We start from the raw sequence: 23,776 nt of genomic DNA on the forward strand, positions 1-23,776 counted from the left end.
GGTCAGCGATGTCGATCGTGGGCGGCGACTATGGCGGCGGTGGCCGAGGTCGGGTGGGTGGTGCGGTACCAGCCGTTGCCGTCGCAGGCCACCAGGCCGGCGATCTCCAAAGCGGACAAGGTTGCCCGCACGGTGGGCAGTGGGAGGCCGGTGTCGGTGGCCAGACCACGAGGGAGGCGGGAACCGGTGTTGGGGAGGGCGGCGAAGACCAGGGCCTCGTCGCCGGAGGGATTGTCCTCCGGGCTGGGTGGGACCGCGCCCGGCAGGGACAGGCGCAGCGGCCCGGCTTCGTCGAGGATGTCCTCGGCGCGGGTGACGATGAAGGCTTCGCCCTCGCGGATCATGCGGTGGCAGCCGACGGAGGCGGCCGAGGTGACCGGGCCGGGAACGGCCATCGCGGGCCGGCCCAGCCGGCGGCACCATTTCACCGTGTTGCGCGCCCCGCTGCGCATCCCGGCCTCCACCACCACGACACCGTCCGCGAAGGCGGCTATCAGCCGATTGCGGGCCAGGAAATGGTGTTTGCGCGCGGAGGTGCCGGGTGGGTACTCGGTGACGACCAGACCGGTATCGACGATCTCGGCCAGCAGCTGATCGTGCTGCACGGGATACGGCCGATCCGGACCGCAGGCGAGCACGGCGATCGTCATCCCGCCGACGGCCAATGCGGCCCGGTGTGCCATCCCGTCGATCCCGAACGCCGCCCCGGACACGATCGTCCACCCGCGCGCCGCGAGCTCACCGGCAATCTCGCCGGTCGCATGATTCCCGTACCCGGTGCTGCACCGCGCCCCCACCACCGCGATAGCCCGCTCGGTGGTCTCCAGCAGCGACCGCGGCCCCCGCACCCACAACACCAGCGGCACAGCCGCATCCGCATCCTGCGCCGGATCCAGCTGCCCCAGCCCGAGCATCCGCCAGGCCGGCCACTCCGCATCGTCCGGCGTCACCACCCGCCCACCCAACCGCTCGATATACGCCAAATCCCTTTCCGCCCGGTCGATTCCCCGCCGCAGCTCGGTAGGCCCCCGCAACACCTCGGGCAATGCCCACTCCCGCACCGCCCGCGCCGCCTCCACCACCCCCACCGACCCGATCAACGCCGACAACGCCGCACAGGGCCCCTCCACCACCCGCGACAAATACACCCAAGCCAACCGCCTCTCATCCGCACTACCACCCGCAACCGCCCCGCCGACAGCGCCTTTCGCGCCGTGCTTCGCCCCCGTCCACCCGGAGCCCCGGCCGAATTCGCTGACGTGACCGGGTGCACGTGACCCGGAATCGGTTATGCCGACCGAACCAGGCTGACCAAGTCCGGTGTCGGTTGCACCGGCAGCACTTCCAGAGGTAGGCACAAGCGATGCTTTCGCCGCCACATCCCCTGAGGCCGAAGTGAATTCGTGGCGTACGCCAGTACGCTGCATCGAATCGGGGTTGTCCGTCGTCTCGCTCATGCTCCACCTCGCTGTCGAAAGCTCAATGCCTGCAGTACGTCCTGGGCGCTGGGCACCTCACCGCCACGCAGGTCACAGACAGTCCAGGCAACTCTGATCGCGCGGTCGGCGCCGCGGGCGGACATGCGGCCGTGCTGGAGGGCGTTCTCGACCGGGGCGAGCGCCTCACGGGGCAACCGGAAGCGTTGGCGGAGAACGTGGCCGGGCACCTCCGCATTGGTGGTCATGCCGAGTTCGACCCATCGTCGGGCCGCCGCGTTCCGTGCCGCCGTCACGCGGGCGCGGACCTCCTCGCTGCTCTCGACCTCGTCGCCGGTGAAGGCTCCGGCGGCCTGGGCGTGCATCTGCACCGAGAGATCGATGCGATCCATCAGCGGGCCGGAGAGTTTGCCGAGGTAGCGGCGGCGGGCCAGGGGCGCGCAGATGCAGTCGATATCGCGGGCGGGTGCGCACGGGCACGGGTTGGCCGCGAGGACGAGTTGGAATCGGGCCGGGAAACGGGACACCCCGTCCCGGCGCGCGATGCGAACCTCGCCTTCCTCCAAGGGAGTTCGCAGCGCCTCGAGGACCTTGCTGCCGATCTCGGCACACTCGTCCAGGAACAGGACGCCGCGATGGGCGCAGCTGACCGCCCCGGGCCGGGCGGACCCCGAACCGCCGCCGATCATCGCCGTGACCGACGACGAATGATGGGGTGCCACGAAGGGCGGCGCGGTGATCAGCGGAGCATCGTCGGACAGTGTGCCCGCCACCGAGTGAATTGCGGTCACCTCCAGGGAATCCCGTTCGCGCAGCGGCGGCAGCAAGCCTGGAAGCCGTTGCGCCAACATGGTTTTCCCGATGCCGGGCGGGCCGGTCAGCAGCAGGTGATGCCCGCCCGCCGCGGCCACCTCCAGGGCCCAGCGCGCCTCGTCCTGGCCCACCACCTCGCGCAGGTCCCCGATCGCTGTCTCGGCCGTCGGCTGGACCGGATCGGGAAGCGCGAGCTCACCGCCGCCACGCAGCCAATCCAGCAATTCGAGCAGCGTCGACGCCCCCAGGACGCGAATGCCGTCGACCAGGCCGGCCTCGGGCAGGGCGGCCGTCGGGACGATGACGGTGCGCCGCCCCGCGTTCCGCGCCGCCAGTACCGCCGGAAGAATGCCGCGCACCCGGCGCACGCGGCCATCCAATGCCAGTTCACCCAGCAGCACCGACTCCGAGAGCCGATTCGACGGGATCACTCCGGCCGCGTCCAGCACGGCGCCGGCCAGAGCGACGTCGTACACGCTGCCGACCTTCGGCAGCGTGGCCGGGGACAGGGCGAGGACGACGCGGCCGTCAGGCCACTTCTCACCCGTATTGGTGACGGCGGCGCGGACGCGGTCGCGGGATTCCTGGAGGGTGGTGTCGGGGCGGCCGACCAGGTGGACCGAGGGGAGGCCCTGGCCTATGTCGGCTTCTATTTCTACGAGTTGGCCCTCTACGCCGTTGACGGCGACGGAATAGGCTCTGCCCAAAGGCATTTCAGAACACCGCCTTCAGGTGGCGGATTTCCGGGGTACGGCCCGGACGCAGGAGGACGGCAACCACGTCGAAGCGGATGCGCAGAAATGGGCCGTGCTGTTCGCGCAGCCAGCGGGTGGCGAGTTCGCGAATGCGGCGCTGTTTGAGGTAGGTGACGGCTTCCTCGGGTGGGCCGCAGGTCAGGGTGCGGCGGGTTTTGACCTCGACGAAGGCCGTCACCTCGCCCTCGCGGGCGATGACGTCGAGCTCGCCGAAGCGGCATCGCCAATTGCGGGCGACGATCTCCATGCCGGCGGCGCGGAGAAAGTCCGCGGCCAGTTCCTCCCCCTGCGCTCCCAGCGCCAGATGCTGTGCCATTCAGCCAGCATGGCCGGGCCCGTGGCGGACCCGGCCATGCCGAACTGGGAAAAGAGTGAGCCTGTGGATAACCTGCGGCCTGTGGATCAGTCAGGAAGCCGCAGGTCGGTCTTCTCCAGCTCCTCGATATTCACGTCTTTGAAGGTGATCACGCGAACGTGCTTCACGAAGCGCGCCGGCCGGTACATGTCCCACACCCATGCATCCGACATCCGTACCTCGAAGTACACCTCGCCATCGGCGTTCTGCGGCCGCAGTTCGACGGAATTGGCGAGGTAGAAGCGACGTTCGGTCTCCACCACGTACGAGAATTGCCCGACGATGTCCTTGTACTCGCGGTACAGGGATAGCTCCATCTCGGTTTCGTACTTCTCGAGGTCCTCGGCGCTCATCGGGTGGAACGTCCTCCTTGTCGCCCAACTGGGTGTAGAGACATCATCCCGCATACGCCGTGTCGGTAGCCACTCGGCCGGTCTCCCGGACGTTTCGCCACGAACGGCGGTGCTCGGGGGTGATGCCGAGACGGGTCAGCGCCTCATTGTGCTCGGGGGTGTTGTAGCCCTTGTGGGCGGCGAATCCGTAGCCCGGGTATAGCTCGTCCATCTCCACCATGATGCGGTCACGGGTCACCTTCGCCAGCACGCTGGCCGCGGCGATGCAGGCCGCCGAGGCGTCGCCGCCGATCACCGGCAGCGACGGCACCGGGATGCCGGGCACCCGGAAGCCGTCGGTGAGCACGTAGCCGGGCACCGGATCCAGCCCGGCCACCGCACGCCGCATGCCCTCGATATTGGCCACGTGGATGCCGATGGCGTCGATCTCCCAGGCCGGGACGACCACCACCTCCCAGGCCAGCGCGAGCCGCTTGATGATGGGGAACAGCTGTTCGCGGGCGTTCTCGGTGAGCTTCTTCGAGTCGTCGAGACCGGCGAGGGAAGCATAGGCCTTGGGTGGCAGCAGGCAGGAGGCCACCACCAGCGGGCCCGCCGCGCAGCCGCGCCCGGCCTCGTCGACGCCCGCGACCGGACCGAGGCCGCTGCGGATCAGCGCGGCTTCCAGGGTGCGTAGCCCGCCAGCCTGCCGCATGACCACGCGCGGCGGCCAGTCACCGCGGTCGATCCGCTGAATCTTCTTGCCGCCGCTCGCCTTCCGGCTCACACCGGACTCGGCGGCCCTCGCCATCTTCCCCACCGGTCGATTATCCCGCGATTCTCGCTTCTACTGCGGGTCCTGCGCCCGGACCGGACCCATCCGGCTCGGCGGCCAGATCTTGAACACGGCCTTGCCGCGCACGTCCTTCACCGGCACGGTGCCCTGCAGCTCGTCCTTCATGTGGTAACGGGAGTCGGCGGACTCGGCGCGGTTGTCACCCATCACCCACAGATTGCCGGCGGGCACCTTGATCTCGGGGAAGGCACGACCGCCCGCGTTGAACTGCACGTCCGGGTGCTGGGGGTCGAAGGGGTTGTTGAACTTCACGTACGGCTCGTCGAGCGGCTTCCAGTCGGCGCCGGGGCTGTCGTCCTTGACCAGGATCCGGCCTTGCGCGTCACAGCATTTGACCGATTGCCCACCCGTGGCGATCACCCGCTTCACCAGATCGTTCTCGTCCGGCGGCACCAGGCCGAAGAAGGACAGGAAGTTCTGCACCCCGCGCACCACGGTGGTTGAGGACCGGATCGACTTGTAGTGGCTGTTCCACGAGCTGGTCGGGCCCACGAACACCACCACGTCGCCCGGCTCGGGATCGCCGAAGTAGTAGCTCAACTTCTCGACATAGATGCGGTCGCCGGTGCAGCCCGCGCAGCCGTGCAGGGTGGGTTCCATGGACTGCGACGGAATGACGTAGGGCCGGCCGATGAAGGTCACCAGCAACGCCACGATCAGCGCCGCGAAACCGATCAGGATGGGCAGTTCCTGCCAGAACGGTCGTTGCTTCTTCTTCGACTTCGGCTGGGGTGCCTCGGGCGCCTCGGGCGTCTTCGCCCCATTGCCGTTGCCCGACCCGGACTTCGTCACCGACTCGCTCTCGTCTGCCACCGGAACAGAGTAGCCCGGCACCGCGAAGAACCATGCGGTGCCGGGCTACTCGTTGTCGGCGAGCCGACTGTCGATCCTGCGCCGAGCCGATCACGGGCTCAGCGGGGGCTGCGACTACTTCAGCGCTTTTCCTTGATCTTGGCGGCCTTGCCGCGCAGATCGCGCAGGTAGTACAGCTTGGCGCGACGCACGTCACCGCGGGTCACGACCTCGATCTTGTCCAGGTTGGGGCTGTGCACCGGGAAGGTGCGCTCCACGCCGACACCGAACGAAACCTTGCGCACGGTGAAGGTCTCGCGGATGCCACCGTTCTGGCGGCGGATGACGACGCCCTTGAAGACCTGGATGCGCTCCTTGTTGCCTTCGATAACCTTCACGTGCACGTTGACCGTGTCACCCGGGCGGAAGTCCGGGATGTCGCTGCGCAGCGAGCTTGCGTCGACGAAGTCGAGGGTGTTCATGTCCGTCCTTATTGGAGTTCGCGCGAACAGAGGAACCTGGCGGCTACCCGGGGAGGGTGCTCTACCGGTTCGTGCTCCGGATATTTGGGCGGTGCCTGGGCACAGCGCGCCCAAAGCAACCTGAACATTGTGCCAGACGCCGGGATCACGCGGTTAATCGGCCCCTACGTACGGGTATTCGCGCGGGTGAGGGCGGAGGCGATGTCCGAGACCAGCGGCGGGTAGTCGGTGGCGCCGGTGATCACCTGCAGGAAGACCAGCCGGTCCTGCTCGTCCGTCGCGGCATTCAGACAGTGTTGCAGCTCGCCGACCGTGGTCGCGCGGAGGGTCAGGACGGACTCGTCGTCGCCGCCGAAGGCGTGCGGGAGTTCGGGCCAGCGCCACGGGGCGATTTCGTTGTACGGGGCGGCCGGGCCGTGGATGGCGCGTTCGATGGCATAGCCGTCGTTGTCGACCAGGATGATCACGCCGTTCAGCTGCTCGCGGATCCAGGTGCCCAGCTCCTGGATCGAAAGCTGGGCGGCGCCATCGCCGATGACGAGGACCGCGCGACGGTCGGGGCAGGCGATGCCCGCGCCGAGGGCGGCCGGGAGGGCATAGCCGATCGAGCCCCACAGCGGCTGGCCGAGAAAGGTGATGCCGGTCGGCATGCGCAGCGTGGCGAGGCCGAAGAAGGCCGAGCCCTGGTCGGCTACCACAATGTTGTTGTTGCCCAGCGCTGCCGCGACCAGGGGCCACAGGGCGGCCTGGGTGAGCGGGGCGTCCACGGCGGGCGGGGCGTCCGGGGCGGCGGCCGCCGGGGCGGGAATCGGTGCGGGAGCGGCGAATTCGAGGGCGAGCTCGGTGAGGATCTCCAGTGCCGCGGTGAGCGACAGCGGCGCGAAGGCGTCGACTCCCCCGATCACCGTGCGCTCGGGACCGATATCGATGGCGCGGTGCGGGTCGATGCGGTGGCTGAAACCCGCGGTGATGCTGTCGGTGTACTGGACTCCGACGGTCACCAGGCGGTCGGCGTCCTCGACGGCGGCACGTACCTGCGGCGGGGAGGCCGCGCCGGTGTAGACGCCGAGGAAGTTCGGGGCGGATTCGTCGACCACGGTCTTGCCCCAGGCCAGGGTGGCGTGCGGGAGTCCGTGCGGTTGTCCCGGGGTCGGGCCGACCAGGGTGCGCAACCGGTCGGTCGCTCCGACCCGGTCGACGAAGATGTCCGCGAGGACGGTCACCCTCCGGCCGCCGAGGAATTCGCGTGCCGCCTGCGCGAAGGCTGCCCGCGCGCCCGCACTCGAGAAGTCGGCGGACGGCGCCAGCGGCGTGGCGGGCGGGGACACCTCCACCCGCGCGGTATCGGTGGCCAGCATGAGATACCCCGGACGGCGGTGCACGCGAACCGAATTCAGCACCCGGTCGATCTCCTGGCAGGCGTCGGCCGCGCCGAGATCGGCCTGCGCACAGGTGACTTCGGCGGCGATCCGGCGGAAGTGGTGGAAGTCGCCGTCGCCGAGGGTGTGGTGGATGACGCGGTGACCGGCCTGGATGTCCTTGGCGGGCACGCCGACGATGTGCACCACGGGCACATGCTCGGCGTAGCTGCCCGCGATGGCGTTGACCGCGCTCAGCTCGCCCACGCCGTAGGTGGTGACGACCGCGCCGATGCCGCGCAGGCGGGCATAGCCGTCGGCGGCGTAGCCGGCGTTCAGCTCGTTGGCGCTGCCGATCCAGCGGATGTCGGGGTGGGCGATGACATGGTCGAGGAACTGCAGATTGAAATCGCCGGGGACGCCGAAGATTTCGGTGACGCCGAGTTCCCGGAGCCGATCGAGCAGATAGTCGCCCACAACGTAGCCCATGGCTCAACACTGGCACGCCGACCGACAGTCAGCAACTCATTGGCTATCGACCGATTCTGGGGGACGCTCCGCGGACCCGGGCTCGAAGGGCCGATCCCCGTGCTTGCGCCCGTGCATGAGGTGCAGGTGGGCCGAGAGCGGCGCGGGCGGGGCCGGGACCACGGTCCGTGCCAGCTCCTCCTCGGCGGCGCGGAGCACGTGCGCGGCATCGGGCTTGCCCGCCAGCAGGTCCTGCACGAAGATCTTGGCCCGGATCACCGGGCGGCGATAGCGGCGCTCGCGCCGCACCGCACGCCGCATGAGGCCCGAGCCGGCGGCATAGCGCCAGCGCGCCCAGGGTGCGCCCGGGCGGCTCAGCCGCAGCGCGCCGATGACCAGCAGCGGCGGGAAGAACATTCCGAACAGACCGGTCCAAATCTTGCCCTTGGCAATGACAATGGCCGCCAGCAGCAGATTCCCGAACGCGAACCCGATCGTGAACAGCCGCTCGGGAACATTCTGATCGGTCCGGAGATCACGAATATTGCCGATGTTCAGCAACCACAGCGGATGGAAACCGAGCAGCAGCAGCCCGGTCACGGCAAGGGCGACGAACACCGCATCGACCGAGGTGCGGCCCTGCTCCTCCCAGTACACGTCGCGCAGGTAGTAGATGAGCGCGAACTCGTCGAGCACCAGCGCCGCGCCGAGCCCGAACACCGCGGCCAACGCACTGGTGACGCCGACGCTGCTCTGATACAGCGTCACGAACCCGACGCCGGAGCCGAGCACCAGGATCACCCCGAACACCATGTGGTGGATGTGCACGTCCCCGGCCCGCACATTGCCCGGCCACCAGCGCACCTGTTTGCGGATGAGCCGCACGCTGATTCGGATCAGCAGGAACCCCACGATGAACCCCAGAAGCAGGCATGCCAATGGCAATCTGCCGTGTGCCACCACGACATCTTCCCACCACCGATGCACGTGCATGCCCCTGTCGCCTCCGAAACCCTCGTGCGAACGCCAACCCCCGCCACGCTACCCGCGCCGCCGACCCGCACGGAAAGATCACATGCGGTCGCGACGATATAGAGCAACCTTCCAGCCACCATCGAAATGGCGGCCACCGGTGACTAGGCTCACCACCATGCGACTGAGTACACGAAACCAACTCGATGGAACAGTCACCCAGGTCACCCGCGGCGAGGCCATGGCGGTGGTGCGCATCCGCCTCGCAGGTGGTGACGAGATCACCTCCTCCATCACCCGCGACGCCGCCGACGACCTGGGTCTCGCCGACGGCAAGCCCGTCAAGGTCCTCATCAAATCCACCGAGGTCTCCCTCGGCGTCGAATAACCCACCACGAACACGCCGAGGCGCCTCCGAACCGGGACCGCCTCGGCGTCTTCATTTTTCGGAGCTTCCATGCCGGACGACATCACCTTCGAGCGCGTCGCCCCCGTGATCCCGGTCCTCGACCTCGACGCCGCCCTGGCCCGCTATCGCCGCCTCGGGTTCAGCGTCCACGCCTACGAGGGGGACGCTCACTACGGCTTCGCCGACCGCGGCCACGTATCCCTGCACCTCACCGAGTGGGACGAACACGACTCGATACGAACCGCCGCAGCCATCTACCTCTACGTCTCCGACGCCGACGCGCTGCACGCGGAGTGGGCCGCCGCAGACCTGCCCGGCCGCCTCACCACCCCGGTCGACACCGATTACGGCCTGAGGGAATTCGGCTACGTCGACCCCGATGGCACCCTGCACCGGGTCGGCTCGCCACTCGGCTAGCCGTGTCGGTCCAAGTTCGGAAACGGCCGTCCGGCCGGACCCGGGTGTGGGTGCGGCCGAACGGGTGGTTCGGAATCGGCCGGTCAGCGGCCGAAGCCGGCGCGGCGGAGGGCGTCGGCCATCGAACCGCTGGGGGCGGGCTGATTGCGGTTGCCGCCGCCCTGACGCTGTCCACCCTGGCGCTGGCCACCTTGGCCGCCCTGCCGGTTGTCGCGGTTGCCGCCGCGCTGGCCGCCGCCCTGGTTGTTGCGCGGGCCGCGGTCGGCGCGGTCGGGCTTGGCGTTTCCGGGCTCGTCGTCGAGGCGCAGCGACAGGCCGATGCGCTGGCGCTGGACGTCGACCTCGAGGACCTTGACCTTCACGACGTCGCCGGACTTCACGACCTCGCGAGGGTCCTTGACGAAGTTGTGGGACATGGCCGAGACGTGGACCAGGCCGTCCTGGTGGACGCCGATGTCGACGAAGGCGCCGAAGGCGGCCACATTGGTGACGACGCCCTCGAGCACCATGCCGGGCTTCAGGTCGGCGACCTTCTCGATGCCCGCGGCGAATTCGGCGGTCTTGAATTCGGGCCGAGGGTCGCGGCCGGGCTTCTCGAGTTCGGCGATGATGTCGGTGACGGTCGGGACACCGAACCGCTCATCGGTGAAGTCGGCCGGCCGCAGGGCGCGCAGGGCGGAGGTGTTGCCGATGATCTCCTGCACGCCCTTACCGCTGGCATCGAGGATGCGCCGGACCACGGGGTACGCCTCGGGGTGCACGCCGGAGGTGTCCAGCGGGTCGTCGCCCTCGCGGATGCGGAGGAAGCCCGCGCACTGTTCGAACGCCTTGGGGCCCAGGCGCGGGACATCCTTGAGTGCGGCGCGACTGCGGAACGGGCCGTTGGCATCGCGGTGCGCCACAATGCTTTCCGCGATCGAGTTGGAAATGCCCGAGACCCGGGACAGGAGCGGGACGGAGGCGATGTTCACGTCGACGCCGACGGCGTTCACCGCGTCCTCGACGACCGCGCCCAGCGAGCGGGCCAGCAGGGTTTCGGAGACGTCGTGCTGGTACTGGCCGACGCCGATGGACTTCGGGTCGATCTTCACCAGTTCGGCCAGCGGGTCCTGGAGCCGGCGGGCGATGGAGACGGCGCCGCGCAGCGACACGTCCATGTCGGGCAGTTCCTGCGAGGCGTATGCGGAGGCCGAGTACACCGACGCGCCCGCCTCGGAGACCACGATCTTGGTGGGCTTGTTCTCGGGGATGCGCGAGATCAGTTCGGCGGCAAGGGCGTCGGTCTCGCGAGAGGCGGTGCCGTTGCCGATGGCGATGAGCTCGACATTGAAGCGGGCGACCAATGCGCCCAGCACGGCCAGGGACTTCTCGGTCTGCCCCTGCGGCTTGTGCGGGTAGATGACCTCGGTGGCGACCACCTTGCCGGTGGCGTCCACGACGGCGACCTTCACACCGGTGCGGTAGCCCGGGTCCAGGCCCATGGTCGAGCGGGTGCCGGCGGGCGCCGCGAGCAGCAGGTCGCGCAGGTTGGCCGCGAACACGTCGACGGCATCGCGTTCGGCGGACTGCCGCAACCGCATTCGGGTGTCGATGCCCATGCTGACCTGCAGCTTGGTCCGCCACGCCCAGCGCACGGTGTCCAGCAGCCAGGAGTCGGCGGCGCGGCCCTGATCGGCGATCCCGAACTTGATGGCGATGCGGCCCTCGTAGATCGAGCGCTGCCCGTCCTCGCCACGGGCGGAGCTTGCGGAGCCCGCATCGGACGCCGTCTCGGTGTCGGGTTCGAGGTGCAGGTTGAGCACCTCTTCCTTCTCGCCGCGCAGCAGCGCCAGGATGCGGTGCGAGGGCAGCTTGCTGAAGGGCTCGGAGAATTCGAAGTAGTCGGCGAACTTCGCGCCCGCCTCCTCCTTGCCCGCGCGCACCGTCGAGCTCATCTGCCCGCGCTCCCACATGAGCTCGCGCAGTTCACCGACCAGGTCGGCGTCCTCGGCGAAACGCTCCACCAGGATGGCCCGCGCGCCGTCGAGCTGTTCGGCGTTGTACTGCGCGGGATCGGTGGTCGGGTCGGTCAGCAGTGCGTCGGCCACGGGCTCGTGCCCGGCCTCGCGCGCGATCTGCGCCTTGGTGCGCCGCTTGGGCTTGTAGGGCAGGTAGATGTCCTCGAGGCGGGCCTTGGTGTCGGCGAGCATGATCTGCGCGTGCAGCGCCTCGTCCAATTTGCCCTGGCTGCGGATGGATTCGATGATCGAGCCCCGGCGCTCGTCGAGTTCACGCAGGTAGCTCAGGCGCTCGTCGAGGGTGCGTAGCTGGGCGTCGTCGAGTCCGCCGGTGACTTCCTTGCGGTAGCGGGCGATGAACGGCACGGTCGACCCGGCGTCCAGTAGTTCGACGGCGGAGCGCACCTGCTCCTCGCGCACCCCCAGCTCGTCGGCGATACGCCGGCCGACGCTGGCGAGGCGGACGGTGCTCTCGGTGCTCACTGCACCCGTGGATGCGGCACCTGCGGATGCTGCGCTGACGGTTTCGGAGGCTGTCGTCACGCCCGCAGACACTACCGCCGCCACCCGACAGTGCGTGCAAGGCCCACACAGGATTCGGTCACTGCCCCGCCTCTCCGAGACTTCAGCGCCCCGCCGAGAGCCGTCACCCGTGACGCATGCGTGCCTGCGCCGGGTGCCGAATCAGGTCTGGGCGTACCCGGGGAGTTACCCCGATCCTCGCGAAATCAGTTGTTACGTACCGAATTTCACCGTCAGCCGAAATCTCTTGGGGACGCCTTGAATTCGGGGCAGTACACCGAGACGGCCGCGCGGGCGAGCCTTTCCCCGAATCCCCACTGGTCGGTCGCTACAACCGGGGTGCCCGCGCGCAGGTGGGCGCAGATGTCCTTGCCCTCGGCGATCAGGCGCTGCCCGTCCGCGGTGTCCTCGTAGCCGGGCGACGCGACCGTCTGGTCGCCCAGATGACTCAGGAATAGCACATCGAGGTTGTCCGCGACCGCCTTACCGCCGCCGAACATCGCGGCGAACAGGGCCAGCCCGGCCAGCGTCGCGCTGAGAAATCCTCTGGTTTCACGCATGATCGACTCTCCTTCACGCATGGCCCAGGTTATCCGGTAGGAGGTCGGGCCTGCGTTCGGCCGTGCGGCGCAGCGACTGTTCGTGCCGCCACCCGGCGATCTTGGCATGGTTGCCGGACAACAGGATTTCGGGGACGTCGAGGCCGCGCCAGGACACCGGCCGGGTGTAGGAGGGGCCTTCCAGGAGACCGTCGGAGAACGAATCCTGTTCGTGGGATTGCTGATTGCCGAGGACGCCCGGGATCAGCCGGACGAACGCCTCGGTCATGACCAGCACGGCGGCCTCGCCGCCGATGAGCACGTAGTCGCCGATGCTGACCTCTTCGACGCGCACCCGGCGCGCGGCATCGTCGAAGACGCGCTGGTCGATGCCCTCGTAGCGCCCGCAGGCGAACACGATGTGCTGTTCGGCGGACCACCGTTGCGCGGTCTCCTGCGTGAACGGCACGCCCGCCGGAGTCGGCACCACCAGGAGCGCATCGTCCGGGCACACCTCGTCGAGGGCGTCGCCCCACACGGTCGGCTTCATGACCATGCCCGGCCCGCCGCCGTACGGGGTGTCGTCCACCGACTTGTGGACGTCGTGGGTCCAGCGGCGCAGGTCGTGCACCTCGACCTCGAGCAGACCCTTGTCGATCGCCTTGCCCAGCAAGGCCGCTCGCATCGGCTCGAGGTATTCGGGGAAGATCGTGACTACGTCGATTCGCACGCCGCTACTCCGGGTCCAGCAGGCCCTCGGGCGGGTCGATGACGATCAGGCCGTCGGCGACCGACACCGTCGGCACCATGGCCAGCACGAACGGCACCAGGATCTCCCGGCCCGCGGGCGGGAACGCATCCCCGGCCTTGATCGAAAGCAGTTCTCCCGCAGCGGAATGCAGCACCTCGTTGACGGTGCCGACCTGGGTGCCGTCGCCGAGTTCGACGCGCAGGCCCTCGAGTTCGTGATCGTAGTACTCGTCCGGATCCTGCGACGGTGGCAGATCCGCGGAGTCCACCACGAAGAGCATGCCCCGCAACGCATCCGCGGCCGTGCGGTCGGCGACGCCGTCCAGACGCAGGAGAAGCCGGCCCGAGTGCTCCCGGACCGACTCCACTTCGAATTCCTGCGTCTGCTTCGCGCGCGGCAGCTTCCCCTTGAGGACGCTGCCGGGCGCGAACCGCAGTTCCGGCTCGTCGGTGCGGACTTCTACGACGAGTTCGCCACGCACACCGTGTGACTTGGCGACCCGCCCGACGACCAGTTCCATCTACTGATCCGTGTCGACCACGTCGACGCGAATGCCCTTACCGCCGATCCCGGCGACCAGGGTGCGCAGGGCGGTCGCGGTACGACCGCCACGACCGATCACCTTGCCCAGATCATCCGGGTGCACGTGCACCTCGACGGTCCGGCCGCGACGGCTGGTGATCAGCTCGACGTGGACGTCGTCGGGATTGGCGACGATGCCGCGCACCAGGTGCTCGACGGCATCGGCGACAACGGCACTCATTACTCGGCGGCTTCGGTGGTGGCCTCAGCGGCCTCGGCCTCGGCGGCCTCGTCCTTCTTGGCGGCCTTCTTCTTCGGGGTGACGGCCTCGGCGACCGGCTCGTTCTCGGCGGCGGCCAGCGCGGCGTTGAACAGGTCCAGCTTGGACGGCTTCGGGGCCTTGGTCTTCAGGGTGCCCTCGGCGCCCGGCAGGCCCTTGAACTTCTGCCAGTCGCCGGTGATCTCCAGCAGACGCTTCACCGGCTCGGTCGGCTGCGCGCCGACACCCAGCCAGTACTGAGCGCGCTCCGAGTCGATCTCGATGAGCGACGGCTCTTCCTTCGGGTGGTACTTGCCGATGGACTCGATGGCGCGGCCGTCACGACGAGTACGGGCGTCGGCGATGACGACGCGGTACTGCGGGTTGCGGATCTTGCCCATACGGGTCAGCTTGATACGAACAGCCATGAGCTGATGCCTTTCAAATGGTTGGTCACGTCGCAATTCAGCAGCCCACACGAGGTGGACCCGGTTTTGCGTCAAGTGCTGTGACCGCCGCGCGGTACGGAACCGGAGACGGGCTGACACTGTCCTCGATGAGGACGGTCGTCCATTCTGCCAGAGCACCGGCGGCCCGGAGAAATCGCCCCGACCCGGCCCGGGAACACCACAGCCCACCGGGTACGACCCCGATGGGCTGCGTCTCACGCAGAGCCTACGGCTGAACCGGGCCGGGCCCGGAGCTCCCGGACGTCAGCAGCTTCACGATCAAACCGGCCAACACGCTAATGGCCAGGGTTTCGATAGACCCCACGGTCATCTCCTCATCGAGTCGAAACAACAAACGTCTGAAGCATGACCGATTCACTTTGAATGCGCAGCCGAATCGCCAGACCCGCCCGACCGGCCCCTCCCCTACGGCGCACCCAGATCGTGGTGCCGAGTGACGGATTCGGTTACCGATTCCGAGGAAATGGGCGAGTCTTCAGCGCAACTCGGCGGTTGCCACCTCGACCGGGTGTACCGGTCCGAATGGCGTATCCGGCTGTGCCGGATTCAATCCAATCGACATGGTTCCATGTGCGGGATATGCGCGTTCCATACGCTGAACAAGCAATTCTCGTCGCCTCAGCACCCGGAGCTCAGCGGTGGCTGGTGACCGGGTCGCGGCGGTTGTAGACGCGGCCGCGTAATACCACCCAGGAGGGGGTGGCGAGCGCGGCCAGGTTCTCGCGTGGGTCTTCTTGGTACACAACGAAATCGGCGGGGGCGCCGGGTTCGATGCCTGGGCGGCCGAGCCAGGTGCGGGCCTGCCAGGACGAGGCGCCGAGGGCGTTGTGGGGGGTGAAGCCGGCGCCGGCGAGGGCGGCGATCTCGTCGGCGATGCGGCCGTGGCGGATGGAGCCGCCGGCGTCGGTGCCGGTGTAGATGGGGACGCCGGCCTCGTGGGCCTCGGCGACGGTGGCGCGGGAGCGGCGGTGCAGGTCGCGCATGTGGGCGGCGTAGGTGGGGAATTTGGTTGCGCCGTCGGCGATTCCGGGGAAGGTGTCGATATTGACGAGGGTGGGGACGAGGGCGGTGCCGCGGGCGGCCATCAGGGCGATGGTGTCGTCGGTGAGGCCGGTACCGTGCTCGATGCAGTCGATGCCGGCGTTCAGCAGGCCGGGCAGGGCGTCCTCGCCGAAGACGTGGGCGGTGACCCGGGCGCCTTCGCCATGGGCGGCATCGATGGCGGCCTTCAGGATGTCGTCGGACCACAGTGGGGCGAGGTCGCCGATCGCGCGGTCGATCCAGTCGCCGATGATCTTGACCCACCCGTCGCCGCGGCGGGCCTGCTCGGCGACGATCTCGGGCAGGTCGCGCTCGTCGTCGAGTTCGATGCCGAGTTCGCGGATGTAGCGCCGGGGGCGGGCGATGTGGCGGCCCGCGCGGATGATGCGCGGGAGGTCGTCGCGGTCGTCGATGAAACGGGTGTCGATGGGCGAGCCCGCATCGCGCAGCAGCAGGGCGCCCGCGTCCCGCTCAATCTCGGCCTGGGCGACCGCGCCCGCCGAATCCTCGTGTCCGCCGCCGTATTTGATGCCGACATGGCAGTGGGCGTCGACCAGGCCGGGCACGATCCAGCCGGAGGCCTCCACGGTGTCGGCGTCGGGAATCGGCTCCGCGGAGATCCGGCCGCCGCGCACCCAGAGGTCGCGGACTTCGTCATCGGGCAGGACCACGCCGCGGAAATGCAGCCGCATGCCGACCTCCTCGCCTGGACGGTATGTCTCGACACGAATCCGGGTCCACTATCGCATCAGTCGTCGAGCACGGTGATATCGGTGCGCTCCCGGCAAAGCCCGCGAATGGCATCCAGCCCGGCCGCGATCACCGGATGCGCGGCGCTGCCCCGCCGCACCGCGGACAGGTGACGGCGGACCGGGACCGGATCGTCGTGCAGCACGGTCAGTTCAGTATTCGCGTCCCGTAGCCGAATCGGACCGACAGTGTCGCCACTGCGGCTGGCCCACAGCCCAACCCTTCCAAGTCCTTTCGCGCCACCGCACCTCCGAGGGCATCGTCAGCTACACCCGCTGCGCCTGTGGCGCCGTGCGTATGCACCTGTCCCCCGCGGCATTCAAAATTTGAAGGACGCGAGTTTCAATATCCGTTTACCAGCGGGTCGCACATCATCTCGCTGGAGGCCCACCCATGTCATCGTTGTTCGCCCGCAATCGAATCCGCCTGACCATCGCCACGTTGGCGATCGGCGCGACCGTCACCGCAGTCGGCGCCACCGCACAGGCCGCGCCCGTCTCTCTCGACCAGCCGTCCCCGGACACCACCGCCGCCCCCGTAGCGACCAGCTCGGGGTCCAGCGCGTTCGGAATCAACTGGGATCCGGGCATGATCACCGCCTCGGCCGCGGCGCCCATCTCGATCGTGGCCGTGATCCTCTGCAGTATCGGGTTGAGCACCGGCAGCACCAAGGTCACGCCCGGGAACGACAACCCCTGCCTGCCGATCTGACCTCACCGCGACGATCACGGCCGGGCGAAATCGCCCAGCAGGCTCGACAGGTCGTGCCGGACCGGCAGCCCATGCCCGGGAACCAGAATCCCGGCCTCCACCGTGCAGAGAGCGCGGGCGCTCGCGAGCGTCCCCGCCTCATCGTGGTTGAACACGCTCGGAAGAAGTTGCAGACCGGTCTCGAGCAACAGAGGGTGGCCGGTGACCAGGGCGTCGCCGGAGAACAGCACACCCTCCGACGGCATCAGGTACGCGGTGTGACCGTTGGTGTGACCGGGCGTCGGCACCTCGACGAAACCGCCCGGTAGCGCCGCCAGGATGTCGGCGTCGGCGGTTCGAGCGGTCGGCACGGTCATCCCGATGTGACCGACGCAGGCGCGCAGGGTCTGCGCGACCCAGACCGCCCCACGCCGAGTCCGCAACTGCCGCACCATGTCCACGGGCGTGATCTGTTGCAGGTACTCACGTTTGGCGTGCCGGACCTCCTCGGCGCCGGTGTAGACCGGCACGCCCAGGCGTTCGACCAGGGTCGGAATCGCACCGATGTGATCGAGGTGCGCATGGGTCAGCAGGACCGCGGCGATATCGCCGAGCTCGTGCCCGATCTGGCGCACCGAGCTCAGCACCGACTCGGTGTCGGCGGGATATCCGGCGTCCACGACGGTCACACCGCGCTCGTCACTGACCAACGCCCAGTTGACGTTCGTGCCCGCGACGACGTAGACGGAATCGGAAACCTGGTCGATCTTCACGTACCCCTCCTCAGTGTCGGATTCGGTGATCGATCACGGCTGGATTCGATGTTCGATGACGCCGATGCCGTCGATCTCCAGGCGGAGCTCGTCGCCGGGAGCCAGCCAGCGGCCCACTTCCATACCGCTGCCACCGGGCAGGGTCCCGGTGGCCAGCAGCTCACCCGGATACAGCTGCTCGGAGCGCGAGACATGCGCGATGGCCTCACCGAGCGAGAAGCGCATGCCCCCGGTCCCGGTGCGGGACACCGTCTCCCCATTGATCGCCACCGTGGCCGTGAGCCGATCGAGCCGGTCGGCCACCGCCGCACCGGCGACCGCCGTTCCGGACATCGAGCTGACGAAATGCTTGGACTTCTGCGGGCCGAAACCCGACCGCATTTCCGCCAATTGCACGTCCCGCGCCGAGAAGTCGTTGACGACCACCACCGCCGCGATCGCGGCCAGCGCCTGCTCCGGCGACGCGTCGCGCAGCGGAGCGCCCAGCACCACCCCGAGTTCGAGTTCGAAATCCAGTGCGTGACTGTAGGCGGGCGGCGCGATCGGGACACCCGAGGGCACGATGGTCAGCGCATTGGACAGGTAGTAGATGGGCTGGGCGTACCAGAGCCGGTGCGGCCGGTAGGCCGGGAACGTCCGGCGGGTCAGCGTCTCGAACGCCTGCCCGAGCCGGTATCCGGCGGGCAGGAACCGGCGGGCCATCCCGCGCGCGGCGTCCACGGCATGCTTCTCGTAGAGCATGAAGTCCCGGAACGAGACCGGGCACACCGGCAGTACCGTGGCCCCGTCGGCGAGGTCCAGGCGCTCGTAGCGGGCCAGCTCGAACTCCTCGGTCCAGGCCGAGGGCACCAGATCGGCTGCGCCGCCATCGGATTCGCCGACCATCGTCCACCCGCCGCCGGTGTCGATCTGGCGGAGGATGCGCCGCCGGCCGCGGTCGAGAGTGCGGCGCAGGCGCGGGAGCGGGGTGGGTTCGGACATCGCATCACCGGTTCTGCCGTGTCGGAGGACACCAAGTGGTCACGCAGGAACCGTACCGATAATTCCGACCATTGCACGGCATGACCCATGGCGCAGTGGTCGTCGTCGGCGTACAGGACCAGTTGAGCGTTGGGGGCACCGATGGCGATGCCGATCGAATCCTGGGCGCTGATCAGGGCGCCCGCCCGCATCACCCCGGGCCCGGAACGCAGGATGACCCTTGGCCGGGAACGCAATTCGGCCCCGCCCGGGTGGGGCGGGGCCGAATCAGGTTCGCGCGGATCAGTTCTTGGGGAAGTTCAGCTTCGAGAGGTCGAAACCTTCCAGGCCCGGCGGCAGCTCGTTGAGACCGGCGGGGAGGTTGGAGAGGTCGGGCATACCGGCGGGCATGCCGCCCGGGAGGCCGGGCATGCCGGGGAAGCCGCCGCGCACCTTCGGCGGGGTCGGGCCGCGCCCGCCCTTCTTGCCCTTCTTGCCCTTCTTGGTGTTCTTGCCGCCACGGCCCGCGCCCGGCAGGCCGAACTGCCGGGACATCGCGCCCATCATCTTCCTGGCCTCGAAGAACCGGTCGACCAGCTGGTTGACGTCGGACACCGCGACGCCCGAGCCGTTGGCGATGCGCAGGCGGCGGGAGGCATTGATGATCTTGGGGTTGGCGCGCTCGGCGGGGGTCATGCCGCGGATGATGGCCTGCACCCGGTCGAGCTGCTTGTCGTCGACCTGGGCCAGCACGTCCTTCATCTGCCCCGCGCCGGGCAGCATGCCCAGCAGGTTGCCGATCGGGCCCATCTTGCGGATGGCCAGCATCTGCTCGAGGAAGTCCTCGAGGGTCAGCTCACCGGAGCCGATCTTGCGGGCGGCCTCCTCGGCCTGCTTGGCGTCGTAGACCTGTTCGGCCTGCTCGATCAGGGTGAGCAGGTCGCCCATGCCGAGGATGCGGCTGGCCATGCGGTCGGGGTGGAAGACGTCGAAGTCCTCGAGCTTCTCGCCGGTGGAGGCGAAAAGGATGGGCTGGCCGGTGATTTCACGCACCGACAGGGCCGCACCACCGCGGGCGTCACCGTCGAGCTTGGTGAGCACGACACCGGTGAAGCCGACGCCGTCGCGGAAGGCCTCGGCGGTGGCGACCGCGTCCTGACCGATCATGGCGTCGAGGACGAACAGGGTCTCGTCGGGGTTGACGGCGTCGCGGATGCCCGCGGCCTGCCGCATGAGCTCCTCGTCGATGCCGAGGCGACCGGCGGTGTCGACGATGACCACGTCGTACTGCTTGGTCTTCGCCTCTTCGATACCGGCGCGCGCCACATCGATCGGGTCGGAGGCCGAGACGCCCAGCGGGTTCTCGCCGCCGCCGATGGAGGTGCCCGGGTGCGGCGCGAAGACTGGCACCCCGGCCCGCTCGCCGACCACCTGCAGCTGGGTGACCGCGCCGGGACGCTGGAGGTCACAGGCCACCAGCAGCGGCGTATGTCCCTGTGCCTTGAGCCATTTGGCGAGCTTGCCCGCGAGGGTGGTCTTACCGGCACCCTGCAGACCGGCCAGCATGATGACGGTCGGCGGGTTCTTGGCCAGCCGCACCCGCCGGGTCTCGCCGCCGAGGATATTGATGAGCTCCTCGTTGACGATCTTGACGACCTGCTGCGCCGGATTCAGGGCGGCGGAGACCTCGGAGCCCTTGGCCCGCTCCTTGATCTTGGCGATGAAGCCGCGCACCACGGGCAGCGCCACGTCGGCCTCGAGCAGCGCCAGCCGGATCTCACGGGCGGTCGCGTCGATGTCCGCCGGCGACAGGCGTCCCTTGCCACGCAGATCCTTGAGGGCACCGGCCAACCGGTCGGAAAGGGATTCGAACACCGATGCTCCTGATCTCGAGGGACGTCACTCGAGATACCAGGGTAGTGGGATCCGCGTGATGCCGTTGCGCCAGGCTCGGACCTGCGCGAACGAGGCGGCGTGGCAAGTGGTTCCGGCGGCTATTCCAGCGAGCGGGGACGCGGGCCGGGCCGCCGCAGATCGTGGTTCTCGGTGGCGACCATACCGACCGCCTCGCGGGCGGTGAGGCCCAGTTCGAGGGCGAGCCCGTCCAGCAACGCCCATTCGGCGTCGGAGGGCGCCTGGTCGGCGACGGTGGACGCGATGGTCATCGCGGTCACCGCCTGCTGGCCGCTCAGGGTGCGCCCCGGCAGCCAGGAGACCACCCAGCGATCACCACCGACGCAGCGGGCGATGTGTGCGGTCAAATCGCTGGTCATCATCGACGCGGATACGACTTCGATTGCCACCGACCTGCTCCCCTCATGCTCGCGACAGCTTGGGACCTCCGGATCGACCTTGCACGCGAATACTAGGGTGTGGCTTGAATCACCCGACCGGTATTGCAGCAAATCTCCTGCAACATTCTGATTAACCGGCAAACGTGCGGTTTGCCCGCTAATCCCGGTTCCTGGCGAACAATGGGGAAACCTCCGGGAGATCCGATTCAGCTGTCCGATTCGAGAGGTTTCTTCGGTTGTTGTGGCGGCACCACCGTCAGCACCGCCGCCTCGATCTCCGCCCGCCGCCCGGGCGTGTCGGAAGCGCCCAGATCCAGACAGAACGAGTCGATGACCGCCGAACCCATGGTCACCACCTTCGCCCAGCAGACATTCACCCCGGCCTCGGCCAGCGCCGCGGCCAACCGGCTCAGCAACCCGATGCGATCCTCGGCACGCAATTCCAGCAGCACCCGGCCCGGATCGGCGGTCTCGTGCCAGAACACCCGTGGCCGCGCCTGCGCGAACGGCCTCGGCTGGGCGCCGCCCGCATCGCGCTCCTTGCGGGCCAGCACCGAGGCCAGATCCAGATCGCCGTTGATGGCGCGGATCAGTTCCTGGCGCAGCAGGCCCGGGTCCGGCGGATCACCGAAACGCGGTGCCACGACGAAGGTATCGATGGCCGAGGCGCCCACACTGGCGAGTTCGGCCGACAGCACCCGCAGCGAGTGCACGGCCAGCACGCCCGCCGCGTCGGAGAGCAGACCCGGATTGTCGGGCGCGACCACGGTGACCACATGCTGGTAACGGCTCTCTCCCGGCTTCAGATCCACGTGCACGCCACCGGATTCCGCGCGGGCGCGCAGCTCGTCGGGAATCGGGGTCGGCTCGGGCAGGGCGTAGCCCGCCATGGCCGTGCGGCAGTTGCGCACGAGATCGCCGATGAGCGAGGCCTTCCAGTCGTTCCAGACGCCGGGCCCGGTGGCCAGCGCGTCGGCCTCGGCCAGGGCGTGCAGCAGCTCCAGCAGCTGCGGGTCACCGTCGAGGGCGTCGATCACCATCTTCACGGTGTCGGAATCGGTGATGTCGCGCCGCGTGGCCGTGTCGGGCAGCAGCAGGTGGTGGCGCACCACACCCGCGAGCGTCTGCACGTCGGAAGGCCACAGCCCCAGGCGATTTCCGATGGAGACGGCCAGCTCCGCACCGACCACGCTGTGATCCTCGGTGCGGCCCTTGCCGATATCGTGCAGCAGCGCGCCCAGCAGCAGCAGGTCCGGGCGGGCGACCCGGGTGGACAGCGCCCCGGCCCGGGCGACGGTCTCCATGAGGTGACGGTCCACGGTCCAGGTGTGCATGGCATCGCGCGGCGGCAGGTCGCGCACCACGCCCCATTCCGGAAAGAGCCTGCCCCACAGGCCCGTCCGGTCCAGCGCCTCCACGGCATCGACGGCGCCGCGGCCCGTGCCCAGCAGGACCAGCAGGTCGTTGAGGGCTTCCTTGGGCCACGGCTCGCGTAGCTCGGGCGCGTCCTCGCCGAGCCGGTTGAGCGTGGTCGCCGACATCGGCAGCCCGGTCTGCGCCGAGGCCGCGGCCACCCGCAGGATCAGCCCGGGATCGCGCTGCGGCCGGGCATCGCGGGCAAGCACCACCTCCCCGGAGTGTTCGACCACCCCCTCATCGAGTGGTCGGCGTACCGGGGCGCGGCGCAAGCGCGCGAGCCCGCGCCGAGGCAGCGCGTTCCCTGCGGTCCGCAGCCCGACGTCGGTGGAGTAGCTCACCGTGCGGGCCGCATCACTGAGCGTGCGGGCCAGATCGAAGCGATCCCCGATGCGCAGGGCCGCCCCGATCTCGTCGGCGTCCTGGGCCCGCAACTGGTCGCGGGCCCGGCCCGCCACCCGGTGCAGTTCGGTGCGGACATCCAGCAGGCGGCGATGCGCCTGCTGCAACCCGCCACCGGGCACATCCGGACCGAGCCCCGGCATGGCGTCGGTCAGTTGTGCGATGGCGAGCGCGTCCAGCAGCTGGATGTCCCGCAGCCCGCCGCGCCCGTTCTTGATATCGGGCTCGGCGCGGTGCGCGACGTCTCCGCTTCTGCGCCAGCGGGTTTGGGCCTGTTCGATCAGGGCGTCGAAGCGGGACCGGATTCCGGCGCGCCAGTCCCGGCGCACGCCGCTGATGAGCAGGTTGCTCAGACCGTCGTCGCCCACGATGTGCCGGGCCTCGAGCATGCCGAGGGCGGCGGTGAGATCGTCGGCGGCCACGCGCAGCGCCTGCGGGACGGTGCGCACGCTGTGATCGAGCTTGATGTGGGCGTCCCACAGCGGATACCAGAGCTGATCGGCGACCTCGGCGACCCGATGCGGATCGACGTCGTCGTAGAGCAGCACCAGATCCAGGTCGGAGTAGGGCAGCATTTCCCGGCGGCCCAGTCCGCCCACGGCGACGAGGGCGAGCCCGCTGTCGGCCGTGATGCCGACCTCGTGGCCCTTGGTGGTCAGCCACAGCTCGTAGAGATCCACCAGCGCTTCCCGCAGCGCCTCGGGGTCCAGACGGGCCGCGCGGCCGTTGGCGCTGTGCTCCGCGAGCAGTTGGTTGCGGGCCCGGACCAGGTCCGAGGCTCCGCCGGAAACCTGCTCGGCCTCGGTTTTGTCGTCGCGTTCCTGCTGGAAACCCACAACCCACCACCACCCATCTGAATTCAGTTCTTCGCCGCACATGGGGGCGGCCCCGCCACCGCCGGTTCGACACCGACGGTGGCCGGGGCCGCCACTGGTTCCGCTGCTC

The 23,776-nt window shown here is 68.9% G+C and carries 25 protein-coding genes; 3 read left to right on the forward strand and 22 right to left on the reverse strand.

The features are described from left to right. Window positions 1-2 precede the first annotated feature (2 nt). From dprA to ACFXHE_RS24895, 9 genes are all read right to left on the reverse strand, one after another. Entirely contained in the window at window positions 3-1,157 is a 1,155-nt protein-coding gene (gene dprA / locus ACFXHE_RS24855; RefSeq protein ID WP_379386673.1) for a DNA-processing protein DprA, read from the reverse strand. A 296-nt stretch (window positions 1,158-1,453) separates the two neighbouring features. Next, window positions 1,454-2,962 carry a YifB family Mg chelatase-like AAA ATPase gene (locus ACFXHE_RS24860; protein WP_379386675.1) on the reverse strand — a complete coding sequence of 503 codons (1,509 nt, stop codon included), beginning with the start codon at window positions 2,960-2,962 and terminating at the stop codon, window positions 1,454-1,456. Between the two features lies 1 nt (window position 2,963). After that, window positions 2,964-3,320, reverse strand: a complete 357-nt coding sequence (locus ACFXHE_RS24865; protein WP_379386677.1) for a YraN family protein — start codon at window positions 3,318-3,320, stop codon at window positions 2,964-2,966. Between the two features lie 86 nt (window positions 3,321-3,406). Continuing rightward, window positions 3,407-3,712, reverse strand: a complete 306-nt coding sequence (locus ACFXHE_RS24870; RefSeq protein ID WP_040859817.1) for a DUF2469 domain-containing protein — start codon at window positions 3,710-3,712, stop codon at window positions 3,407-3,409. 43 nt (window positions 3,713-3,755) lie between these two features. Next, a complete protein-coding gene (locus ACFXHE_RS24875; RefSeq protein WP_379386679.1) occupies window positions 3,756-4,511 on the reverse strand; it encodes a ribonuclease HII in 756 nt (251 codons plus the stop codon). Between the two features lie 27 nt (window positions 4,512-4,538). After that, window positions 4,539-5,360, reverse strand: a complete 822-nt coding sequence (gene lepB / locus ACFXHE_RS24880) for a signal peptidase I (protein ID WP_379386681.1) — start codon at window positions 5,358-5,360, stop codon at window positions 4,539-4,541. Window positions 5,361-5,479: 119 nt separating this feature from the next. Next, window positions 5,480-5,821, reverse strand: coding sequence for a 50S ribosomal protein L19 (rplS, locus tag ACFXHE_RS24885; RefSeq protein ID WP_033086110.1), 342 nt, complete (start codon window positions 5,819-5,821; stop codon window positions 5,480-5,482). Window positions 5,822-5,985: 164 nt separating this feature from the next. Beyond that, entirely contained in the window at window positions 5,986-7,668 is a 1,683-nt protein-coding gene (locus tag ACFXHE_RS24890) for an alpha-keto acid decarboxylase family protein (protein WP_379386683.1), read from the reverse strand. Between the two features lie 36 nt (window positions 7,669-7,704). After that, complete coding sequence (locus tag ACFXHE_RS24895) at window positions 7,705-8,640, reverse strand: hypothetical protein (RefSeq protein WP_379386685.1); 936 nt, start codon at window positions 8,638-8,640, stop codon at window positions 7,705-7,707. 157 nt (window positions 8,641-8,797) lie between these two features. Between ACFXHE_RS24895 and ACFXHE_RS24900 the strand changes: the two genes are divergently transcribed. Together ACFXHE_RS24900 and ACFXHE_RS24905 are read left to right on the forward strand one after the other, a co-directional pair. After that, the gene (locus tag ACFXHE_RS24900) at window positions 8,798-9,007 is read left to right on the forward strand and encodes a TOBE domain-containing protein (protein WP_354837704.1); all 210 of its coding nucleotides are present in this window, start codon (window positions 8,798-8,800) and stop codon (window positions 9,005-9,007) included. 69 nt (window positions 9,008-9,076) lie between these two features. Further along, the gene (locus ACFXHE_RS24905) at window positions 9,077-9,445 is read left to right on the forward strand and encodes a bleomycin resistance protein (RefSeq protein ID WP_379386687.1); all 369 of its coding nucleotides are present in this window, start codon (window positions 9,077-9,079) and stop codon (window positions 9,443-9,445) included. A gap of 83 nt (window positions 9,446-9,528) precedes the next feature. Here the strand turns inward: ACFXHE_RS24905 and ACFXHE_RS24910 are convergent, their stop codons facing one another. The 8 genes from ACFXHE_RS24910 to ACFXHE_RS24945 all read right to left on the reverse strand — a co-directional run bounded on the left by ACFXHE_RS24910 (window position 9,529) and on the right by ACFXHE_RS24945 (window position 16,441). Continuing rightward, window positions 9,529-11,925 carry a Tex family protein gene (locus ACFXHE_RS24910; protein WP_379386689.1) on the reverse strand — a complete coding sequence of 799 codons (2,397 nt, stop codon included), beginning with the start codon at window positions 11,923-11,925 and terminating at the stop codon, window positions 9,529-9,531. A 272-nt stretch (window positions 11,926-12,197) separates the two neighbouring features. Beyond that, window positions 12,198-12,524 (reverse strand): DUF732 domain-containing protein, encoded by a 327-nt coding sequence (locus ACFXHE_RS24915; RefSeq protein ID WP_379386691.1) that lies wholly within the window; start codon window positions 12,522-12,524, stop codon window positions 12,198-12,200. Between the two features lie 13 nt (window positions 12,525-12,537). After that, window positions 12,538-13,233: a tRNA (guanosine(37)-N1)-methyltransferase TrmD gene (gene trmD / locus ACFXHE_RS24920; RefSeq protein ID WP_379386693.1), complete on the reverse strand. Its 696-nt coding sequence runs from the start codon at window positions 13,231-13,233 to the stop codon at window positions 12,538-12,540. A gap of 4 nt (window positions 13,234-13,237) precedes the next feature. Then, window positions 13,238-13,774 (reverse strand): ribosome maturation factor RimM, encoded by a 537-nt coding sequence (rimM, locus tag ACFXHE_RS24925; RefSeq protein ID WP_379386695.1) that lies wholly within the window; start codon window positions 13,772-13,774, stop codon window positions 13,238-13,240. Beyond that, window positions 13,775-14,017 (reverse strand): RNA-binding protein, encoded by a 243-nt coding sequence (locus ACFXHE_RS24930; RefSeq protein ID WP_029930032.1) that lies wholly within the window; start codon window positions 14,015-14,017, stop codon window positions 13,775-13,777. It abuts the gene before it with no gap. Then, on the reverse strand, window positions 14,017-14,463 hold the full coding sequence (rpsP, locus tag ACFXHE_RS24935; protein WP_364613852.1) for a 30S ribosomal protein S16: 447 nt from the start codon (window positions 14,461-14,463) through the stop codon (window positions 14,017-14,019). Before rpsP ends, ACFXHE_RS24930 begins: the two co-directional genes overlap by 1 nt. 674 nt (window positions 14,464-15,137) lie before the next feature. Next, window positions 15,138-16,238, reverse strand: coding sequence for an amidohydrolase family protein (locus tag ACFXHE_RS24940; protein WP_379386697.1), 1,101 nt, complete (start codon window positions 16,236-16,238; stop codon window positions 15,138-15,140). A gap of 56 nt (window positions 16,239-16,294) precedes the next feature. Beyond that, window positions 16,295-16,441, reverse strand: a complete 147-nt coding sequence (locus tag ACFXHE_RS24945) for a hypothetical protein (protein ID WP_379386699.1) — start codon at window positions 16,439-16,441, stop codon at window positions 16,295-16,297. Window positions 16,442-16,689: 248 nt separating this feature from the next. Between ACFXHE_RS24945 and ACFXHE_RS24950 the strand changes: the two genes are divergently transcribed. Further along, complete coding sequence (locus tag ACFXHE_RS24950) at window positions 16,690-17,007, forward strand: hypothetical protein (protein WP_379386701.1); 318 nt, start codon at window positions 16,690-16,692, stop codon at window positions 17,005-17,007. 14 nt (window positions 17,008-17,021) lie between these two features. On the opposite strand, the gene ACFXHE_RS24955 is transcribed toward ACFXHE_RS24950, so the two are convergent. The 5 genes from ACFXHE_RS24955 to ACFXHE_RS24975 all read right to left on the reverse strand — a co-directional run bounded on the left by ACFXHE_RS24955 (window position 17,022) and on the right by ACFXHE_RS24975 (window position 23,667). Then, window positions 17,022-17,759 carry an MBL fold metallo-hydrolase gene (locus ACFXHE_RS24955; protein ID WP_379386702.1) on the reverse strand — a complete coding sequence of 246 codons (738 nt, stop codon included), beginning with the start codon at window positions 17,757-17,759 and terminating at the stop codon, window positions 17,022-17,024. 33 nt (window positions 17,760-17,792) lie between these two features. Then, window positions 17,793-18,740 carry a fumarylacetoacetate hydrolase family protein gene (locus tag ACFXHE_RS24960; RefSeq protein WP_379386704.1) on the reverse strand — a complete coding sequence of 316 codons (948 nt, stop codon included), beginning with the start codon at window positions 18,738-18,740 and terminating at the stop codon, window positions 17,793-17,795. A 282-nt stretch (window positions 18,741-19,022) separates the two neighbouring features. Next, entirely contained in the window at window positions 19,023-20,594 is a 1,572-nt protein-coding gene (gene ffh / locus ACFXHE_RS24965) for a signal recognition particle protein (RefSeq protein ID WP_364613828.1), read from the reverse strand. A gap of 119 nt (window positions 20,595-20,713) precedes the next feature. Further along, window positions 20,714-21,022 (reverse strand): hypothetical protein, encoded by a 309-nt coding sequence (locus tag ACFXHE_RS24970; RefSeq protein ID WP_354837728.1) that lies wholly within the window; start codon window positions 21,020-21,022, stop codon window positions 20,714-20,716. 197 nt (window positions 21,023-21,219) lie between these two features. Then, complete coding sequence (locus ACFXHE_RS24975; RefSeq protein ID WP_379386706.1) at window positions 21,220-23,667, reverse strand: [protein-PII] uridylyltransferase; 2,448 nt, start codon at window positions 23,665-23,667, stop codon at window positions 21,220-21,222. Between the last annotated feature and the right edge of the window lie 109 nt (window positions 23,668-23,776).

The sequence above is a fragment of the Nocardia sp. NPDC059229 genome (assembly GCF_042754165.1).
Classification (GTDB): Bacteria; Actinomycetota; Actinomycetes; order Mycobacteriales; family Mycobacteriaceae; genus Nocardia.

Bases quoted from the DNA above. Each gene is read 5' to 3' on its own strand.
- ACFXHE_RS24895 (WP_379386685.1), bottom strand. From the start codon at position 8,640: ATGCACGTGCATCGGTGGTGGGAAGATGTCGTGGTGGCACACGGCAGA.
- ACFXHE_RS24870 (WP_040859817.1), bottom strand. From the start codon at position 3,712: ATGAGCGCCGAGGACCTCGAGAAGTACGAAACCGAGATGGAGCTATCC.
- ACFXHE_RS24915 (WP_379386691.1), bottom strand. From the start codon at position 12,524: ATGCGTGAAACCAGAGGATTTCTCAGCGCGACGCTGGCCGGGCTGGCC.
- ACFXHE_RS24860 (WP_379386675.1), bottom strand. From the start codon at position 2,962: ATGCCTTTGGGCAGAGCCTATTCCGTCGCCGTCAACGGCGTAGAGGGC.
- ACFXHE_RS24865 (WP_379386677.1), bottom strand. From the start codon at position 3,320: ATGGCACAGCATCTGGCGCTGGGAGCGCAGGGGGAGGAACTGGCCGCG.
- ACFXHE_RS24940 (WP_379386697.1), bottom strand. From the start codon at position 16,238: ATGCGGCTGCATTTCCGCGGCGTGGTCCTGCCCGATGACGAAGTCCGC.
- ACFXHE_RS24930 (WP_029930032.1), bottom strand. From the start codon at position 14,017: ATGAGTGCCGTTGTCGCCGATGCCGTCGAGCACCTGGTGCGCGGCATC.
- rimM (WP_379386695.1), bottom strand. From the start codon at position 13,774: ATGGAACTGGTCGTCGGGCGGGTCGCCAAGTCACACGGTGTGCGTGGC.
- ACFXHE_RS24890 (WP_379386683.1), bottom strand. From the start codon at position 7,668: ATGGGCTACGTTGTGGGCGACTATCTGCTCGATCGGCTCCGGGAACTC.
- ACFXHE_RS24950 (WP_379386701.1), top strand. From the start codon at position 16,690: ATGTCATCGTTGTTCGCCCGCAATCGAATCCGCCTGACCATCGCCACG.
- ACFXHE_RS24900 (WP_354837704.1), top strand. From the start codon at position 8,798: ATGCGACTGAGTACACGAAACCAACTCGATGGAACAGTCACCCAGGTC.
- ACFXHE_RS24905 (WP_379386687.1), top strand. From the start codon at position 9,077: ATGCCGGACGACATCACCTTCGAGCGCGTCGCCCCCGTGATCCCGGTC.
- ACFXHE_RS24960 (WP_379386704.1), bottom strand. From the start codon at position 18,740: ATGTCCGAACCCACCCCGCTCCCGCGCCTGCGCCGCACTCTCGACCGC.
- rplS (WP_033086110.1), bottom strand. From the start codon at position 5,821: ATGAACACCCTCGACTTCGTCGACGCAAGCTCGCTGCGCAGCGACATC.
- rpsP (WP_364613852.1), bottom strand. From the start codon at position 14,463: ATGGCTGTTCGTATCAAGCTGACCCGTATGGGCAAGATCCGCAACCCG.